The sequence below is a fragment of the Bradyrhizobium sp. 23 genome (assembly GCF_023073295.1).
In the GTDB taxonomy this organism is placed as follows: Bacteria; Pseudomonadota; Alphaproteobacteria; order Rhizobiales; family Xanthobacteraceae; genus Bradyrhizobium; species Bradyrhizobium canariense_D.
Map to the genome: position 1 here is coordinate 13,402 of NZ_JADPJF010000058.1, position 6,659 is coordinate 20,060.

Genomic DNA, 6,659 nt, shown 5'->3' on the forward strand with positions numbered 1-6,659 from the left:
GAGACGCCGGAGACGTCGATCCGCTATGTGCCGCAGCCGGCCCGCGCGCGGCTGATCGAGATGTTTGCACATGTCGACCTGCGCCTCATCGGCAGCGGTCACGTGCACCAGCGGCGCGACTTTACCTGGCGCCACACCCGCCACGTCTGGGCGCCGTCGGCCGGCTTCAAGATCAACGATGCGCGCCAGGACCGGATCGCGATCAAGGAGGTCGGGCTCGTGGAGTACCGCTTCCAGCCCGACGGCTTCGAGGTTCGCCACGTCAGGGCCGCGGGCCAGGTCGATATCGATATCGAGGAGCTGCTCGCCCAGATGGGCGGTGCGCATTAGCGCCGCCAGTCGCGGCTCAAGCGACGCTTTTGAGATCCTGCTGGATCGCGGCAAGCAAGGACTGCAGCGCGTCGCTGTTCACCGGTTTGGCCCCGGTATTGGCGGGCAGAACATTGGCAGGCCGCGCGGCATTGACCGGGCGCTTGGGGAATGGCGGCGTGGGTGTGGGCATCGCGGATTGCGCGAACACGTCCTCGGTATGGACGAACTTGCCATGGATGACGTCGTCGCGACGGCCCATGACAAACATGGTCGCCCAATAACCGGCAGCCAGCAGGATTACGCAGAAAACAACAAGCTCTAACATCATCGCACCTGAAATATGCGCAATGATTCAATGCCTTCGCGAGCCCGTCAATGAACCGACGGTCACACCTGCGGCTTTTACGGGCGGGTGTGGCCGATCAGTCACTCTTTGTTAACCATACCCGGCCCCGAGGGGGCGAGAGCGGCCGATCAAGCTTTGTCCGGTCCGACCCGCACCAGCTGCTTGCCGAAATTGGCCCCCTTGAGAAGCCCCATGAAGGCTTCGGGCGCGCTCTCCAGGCCCTCGGTGACGAACTCCTTGTACTTGACCTTGCCCTCGCGGACCCAGCCGGACATGTCGCGCAGGAAGTCGCCATGGCGGGAGGCGAAGTCGGAGACGATGAAGCCGCGGAAGGTCAGCCGCTTGGTCAGGGTCGCGCGCATCATGCTGGCGGCCCATTTCGGCGGCTTCGCTTCAGTGTCGTTGTAGTGGGCGATGAGGCCGCAGACGGGTACGCGCGCAAACGCATTGAGCAGCGGGAACACCGCCTCGAACACGGCGCCGCCGACATTCTCAAAATAGACGTCGATACCCTTCGGGCAGGCGTCCTTCAGCTTCGTCGCCAGATCGGGATCGCGGTGATCGATGCAGGCATCGAAGCCGAGCTCCTTCACGACGTAATCGCATTTGTCCTTGCCGCCGGCGATTCCAACCGCGCGTGCGCCCTTGATCTTCGCGATCTGTCCCACGGCCGAGCCGACCGCGCCGGAGGCGCCGGCGACGACGACGGTCTCGCCTTGCTGCGGCTTGCCGATATCGAGCAGGCCCGTGTAGGCGGTCATGCCGGGCATGCCCAGCACGCCGACGGCGGTCGAGATCGGCGCGAGCTTCGGGTCGATCTTGTTCAGCCCCTTGCCGTCGGAGATCGCGTGCGTCTGCCAGCCCGCGCGCGAGAGCACGATGTCACCCTTGGCAAAGTTTGGATTGTTGGAGGCTGCGACCTCGCAGACCGTACCGGCTTCCATCACACCACCGACGGGCACCGGCGTCGCGTAGGACGGACCGTCGCTCATGCGCCCGCGCATATAGGGATCGAGCGAGAGCCAGATCGTGCGCAGCAGGACTTCGCCTGCGGCAGGCGTAGGAACCGCGAATTCCTCGATGCGGAAATCGGACGGCTTTGGCTCCCCGACGGGACGCGCGGCGAGAACGATGCGTTTGCCTTGGGACATGATGGCTTCCTCCTGATTATGCTTCGGCGCGAACGGAAGCGGAGGGAGCGGAGCACGTCAACACAAAAGCACACTCTCGCTGTCATCGCCCCCGAAGGCGGACGATCCAGTAATCCGAGAGGGTCGTGGTAGAGCCGAAAGGCCGCGGCGTACTGGATGCCCCGCCTTCGCGGGGCATGACACCGTCATTTGGGCAATTCCAACGCGCAGCCGCGAGCCTACCCCCCGCCCGGATAGTTCGGCGCCTCGCGCGTGATGGTGACGTCGTGGACGTGGCTTTCGCGCAGGCCCGCGCCGGTGATGCGGACGAACTGGGCCTTGTCGTGCAGGTCCTTCATGTCCTTTGCACCGACATAGCCCATCGCGGCGCGCAGGCCGCCCGCGAGCTGATGCATGACGTTGCCGACCGGGCCCTTGTAAGGCACCTGGCCTTCGATTCCTTCGGGCACGAGCTTGAGCGTGTCCTTGATGTCCTGCTGGAAGTAGCGGTCGGCCGAGCCGCGCGCCATCGCGCCAACCGAGCCCATGCCGCGATAGGCCTTGTAGGAGCGGCCCTGCCACAAGAACACTTCCCCGGGCGTCTCGTCGGTGCCGGCGAGCAGTGAGCCGACCATCGCGATGTCGGCACCGGCAGCGAGCGCTTTGGCAAGGTCTCCGGAAAACTTGATGCCGCCATCGGCAATGACGGGGATGTCCGACTTCTTCGCCGCCTCGACCGCATCCATGATCGCGGTGAGCTGCGGCACGCCGACACCGGCGACGATGCGCGTGGTGCAGATCGAGCCCGGGCCGATGCCGACCTTGATGCAGTCCGCACCCGCATCGATCAGCGCCTGCGCACCCTCCGAGGTCGCGACGTTGCCGGCAACGACCTGCACGGAATTGGACAGGCGCTTGATGCGGTTGACCGCATGGAGCACGTGACGGGAATGGCCGTGCGCGGTGTCGACCACGACGAGATCGACGCCGGCATCGATCAGCCGCTCGGTGCGCTCGAAGCCGCTATCGCCGACCGTGGTGGCGGCGGCGACGCGGAGGCGGCCCTGCGCGTCCTTGCAAGCCAGCGGATGGGCGACCGCCTTCTCCATGTCCTTCACGGTAACCAGGCCGACGCAGCGATACTGCTCGTCGACCACAAGCAGCTTCTCGATGCGATGCTGATGCAGCATCCGCCGCGCCTCGTCCTGGCTGACATTCTCGCGCACCGTGACGAGACCTTCATGGGTCATCAGCTCGGAGATTTTTTGCTGGCGGTCGGTGGCGAAGCGGACGTCGCGGTTGGTGAGAATGCCGACCAGCTTGCCCGGCGTGGACTTGCCCGCACCGGTGACGACGGGAATGCCGGAGATGCCGTGATCGCTCATCAGCTTGAGCGCGTCGTCCAGCGTGGCGTCCGGGCTGATCGTGAGCGGGTTCACCACCATGCCCGACTCGTAGCGCTTGACCTGCCGCACCTGGGCGGCCTGCCCTTCGGGATCGAAATTGCGATGGATCACGCCGATGCCGCCGGCCTGCGCCATGGCGATCGCCATGCGGGCTTCGGTGACCGTGTCCATGGCGGAGGCCATGATCGGGATGTTGAGCGGAATGGCGCGGGTGACGCGGGAGCGGATGTCGACCTCGCCCGGCATGACGTCCGACAGGCCCGGCTTCAGCAGCACGTCGTCGAACGTGAGGGCTTCGCGAATGCCTTGTTGCACCGTGGCCATGTGCCAACTCCTTCCGCGGCCCTGCCGCAAATAGCTATGGATGAGCGCCGCCCTCGGCGTACCTTGCGGCAACGCCGGAGAATCGGAGCCCATCGGTGGGGTTGACGCGGGTCGATAGCACGGGCGGGCGACGAATCAAAGCAATTCGGACCGCCGGCCAGCCATGCACAGGCTTTTTTGGCAAGTTCGGCGGCGGATAGCCTCGCGGCGGCTCGTACCGGCGAACGGTGCCGGCGGATCATCGCGGTCTCCGGCGCAGGGCGCACCCATCTGGGGTCACGCGGGATTTAGGTGCCATGCGTCGATCCGCAATGGTCGCGGCCCAGTGGCGGTGATAAGCCGCAACTCTCGCCCTTCGTTCCCGATGTCCATTACCAATCCGTCATGGTCGACAAGCAACGCATCATTCCGCTGATCGTGGCCACTGCTCTCTTCATGGAGAACATGGACTCGACGGTGATCGCCACGTCGCTGCCCGCGATTGCAGCCGACATCGGCACCAGCCCACTGACGCTCAAGCTCGCGATCACTTCCTATCTGCTGTCGCTTGCGGTCTTCATCCCGGCGAGCGGCTGGACCGCCGACCGGTTCGGCGCGCGCCTGGTGTTTGCGATTGCCGTCGGCGTGTTCATGGTCGGCTCGGTCGGCTGCGCGCTCTCGACATCGGTCACCGATTTCGTGTTCGCGCGCATCCTCCAAGGCATGGGCGGGGCAATGATGACGCCGGTCGGGCGCCTCGTGCTGCTGCGGTCGGTCGACAAAAGCGCGCTGGTCAACGCGATGGCGTGGGTGACGGTCCCTGCCCTGATCGGCCCCGTGATCGGGCCGCCGCTCGGCGGCTTCATCACCACCTACGCGTCATGGCACTGGATCTTCCTGATCAACATCCCGATCGGGCTGCTCGGCATCTTCATGGCCTTGCGCTTCATCGATCCCATCAAAAGCGAGGAACGAGAGCCGTTCGACCTCTACGGCATGGTGCTCGCGGGCCTCGGGCTCGCCGGCATCGCCTTCGGGCTGTCGGTCGCCGGACTCAATCTGCTGCCATGGAGCACGGTTGCCGCCCTGGTCGTCGGCGGATCGATCTCGATGACGCTGTATGTCCTTCACGCGCGGCGAACGGGGTCGCCGGTGCTGGACTTTACGCTGTTGAGACTGCCGACACTGCGTGCGGCCGTTCTCGGCGGCTTCATGTTCCGGCTCGGCATCGGCGCGCTGCCGTTCCTGCTGCCACTGCTGATGCAGATCGGATTCGGCCTCTCGCCGTTCAAGTCCGGCCTCGTCACGTTTGGCTCCTCGCTCGGCGCCATGGGCATGAAGGCGCTGGCCGCGCGCATCATCCGCGCCTTCGGCTTCCGCAACCTGATGACGGTGAACGCGATCATCAGTGCGGTTTTCCTCGCCGCCTGTGCCCTCTTCACCGTGACGACGCCGCTGCTGATCATCATGATCATCCTGGTGGTCGGCGGCTTCTTCCGTTCGCTCGAGTTCACCGCGATCAACACGGTGGCCTATGCCGAGGTCGAGCAGGCGCAGATGAGCCGCGCCACCACGCTCGTCAGCGTCAACCAGCAGCTCGCGGTCTCGGCCGGCGTCGCGGTCGGCGCCGCCTCCGTGGAGACGACGATGTGGTTCAGCCACGTCAGCGAGCTCGACGCCACCGTGTTTGCGCCGGCCTTCGTCGTGGTCGCCCTGACTTCGGCGGCGTCGAGCTGGTTCTTCTGGCAGATGCCCGCCGATGCTGGCCACGAAGTCTCCGGCCGCAAAGCCGTGGAGATCGCGAGCCGCAAAGGTGCCGGCAAGGGCGCGGCCAAGGCGGCCGTCAAGGCCGCGACCGAGGATACGCAGGACGTGCGGGATCAGCGGCTGGGCTAGTGCTCCACCTCGTCGTTGCGAGCCCCCCGAAATCCCGTCGCGAGAACGTAGCGCTCCGAGGAATCCGCACGGCTCGCGGCCGGCTTGACGTGGCGCACCGTGGCGAAATCGCGCTTGAGCTGGGCGAGCAGCTCGGCGTCGGCCCCGCTCTGGAACGCCTTCGCCAGGAAGGTCCCGCCCGGCCTCAGCACATCGCAGGCGAACGCGGCAGCGGTTTCGATCAGGCCGACGATGCGAAGCTGGTCGGTCTTGCGATGACCGGTGGTGTTGGCAGCCATGTCGGACATCACGATGTCGGCGCCGCCGTCGAGCATGGCCTTGAGCTTGTCCGGCGCGTCATTGTCCATGAAGTCGAGCTGTGCGAACTCGACCCCGGCAATCTCGGGGATTTCCAATAGGTCGATCGCGATGACCTTGCCCTTGCCGTCGACCGAGCCGACGCGCTTGGCGGCGATCTGGCTCCAGCCGCCCGGCGCCGCACCGAGATCGACCACAGCCATGCCGTGCTTCAGCAGCCGGTATTTGTCATCGATCTCGAGCAGCTTGAAAGCGGCGCGCGAGCGATAGCCCAGCGCCTTCGCCTTCACCACATAGGGGTCGTTGAGCTGCCGCTCCAGCCAGAGCTTCGACGACAATTTGCGCTTGCCGTGGGTCTTGACCTGGACGTGCAAACGGCCGGTGGTGTCCTTGGCCATCTCACCAGCTCCTGAGCGCGCCGTCTTCGCGCATCATCTCGACCAGCATACCTTCGCGCAAGCCACGGTCGGCGACGCGCAGGCGCGGCAGCGGAAAGGCGCGGCGGATCGCGTCGAGGATGGCGCAGCCGGCCAGGACGAGATCGGCGCGCTCAACGCTAATGCAGCTGTTCGCGGCGCGCTCCTCGTAGCTCATGCCAAGCAGCTTGTTGATGGTCGCGGTGACGTCGGTATCGTTCATCCAGACGCTGTCGATGCGGCGGCGGTCGTAGCGCGCGAGGTTGAGATGGATGCCGGCGAGCGTCGTCACAGTGCCTGACGTGCCGAGCAGATGCATATCAGTGAGATCGCCGCCATGCTGTTCGGCGAACGGCGCGATGTGATGGGCGACCTCGCGCTCCATCGCGGCGTAGATCTCGGGCGTCACGTCGCGGCCCCCGAACTGCTCGGCAAGCGTGACCACACCGAACGGGATCGACATCCAGGCTTTGATGCGCGGCTCCGGATTTGCGGCGTCGCGCTCGATCCGTACCAGCTCGGTCGAGCCGCCGCCGATGTCGAACAGGATTGC

The 6,659-nt window shown here is 65.7% G+C and carries 5 protein-coding genes and 2 pseudogenes; 2 read left to right on the forward strand and 5 right to left on the reverse strand.

Annotated elements, in window-relative coordinates:
* A pseudogene (locus tag IVB32_RS13610) lies at window positions 1-330 on the forward strand (metallophosphoesterase); the annotation flags it as partial.
* 16 nt (window positions 331-346) lie between these two features.
* Here the strand turns inward: IVB32_RS13610 and IVB32_RS13615 are convergent.
* The 3 genes from IVB32_RS13615 to guaB all read right to left on the reverse strand — a co-directional run bounded on the left by IVB32_RS13615 (window position 347) and on the right by guaB (window position 3,518).
* Entirely contained in the window at window positions 347-637 is a 291-nt protein-coding gene (locus IVB32_RS13615; RefSeq protein ID WP_026233756.1) for a hypothetical protein, read from the reverse strand.
* Window positions 638-786: 149 nt separating this feature from the next.
* Window positions 787-1,809, reverse strand: a complete 1,023-nt coding sequence (locus IVB32_RS13620) for an NADP-dependent oxidoreductase (protein WP_085395926.1) — start codon at window positions 1,807-1,809, stop codon at window positions 787-789.
* Window positions 1,810-2,027: 218 nt separating this feature from the next.
* Window positions 2,028-3,518 (reverse strand): IMP dehydrogenase, encoded by a 1,491-nt coding sequence (guaB, locus tag IVB32_RS13625; protein ID WP_007609139.1) that lies wholly within the window; start codon window positions 3,516-3,518, stop codon window positions 2,028-2,030.
* A gap of 384 nt (window positions 3,519-3,902) precedes the next feature.
* On the opposite strand from guaB, the gene IVB32_RS13630 reads away from it, so the two are divergent.
* A complete protein-coding gene (locus IVB32_RS13630; RefSeq protein WP_247297531.1) occupies window positions 3,903-5,393 on the forward strand; it encodes an MFS transporter in 1,491 nt (496 codons plus the stop codon).
* Here IVB32_RS13630 and IVB32_RS13635 read toward each other — a convergent pair.
* Together IVB32_RS13635 and IVB32_RS13640 are read right to left on the reverse strand one after the other, a co-directional pair.
* On the reverse strand, window positions 5,390-6,088 hold the full coding sequence (locus IVB32_RS13635; protein WP_247297532.1) for an RlmE family RNA methyltransferase: 699 nt from the start codon (window positions 6,086-6,088) through the stop codon (window positions 5,390-5,392). The genes IVB32_RS13630 and IVB32_RS13635 overlap by 4 nt on opposite strands.
* A gap of 1 nt (window position 6,089) precedes the next feature.
* Window positions 6,090-6,659 (reverse strand): annotated as a pseudogene (locus IVB32_RS13640) (Ppx/GppA family phosphatase); the annotation flags it as partial.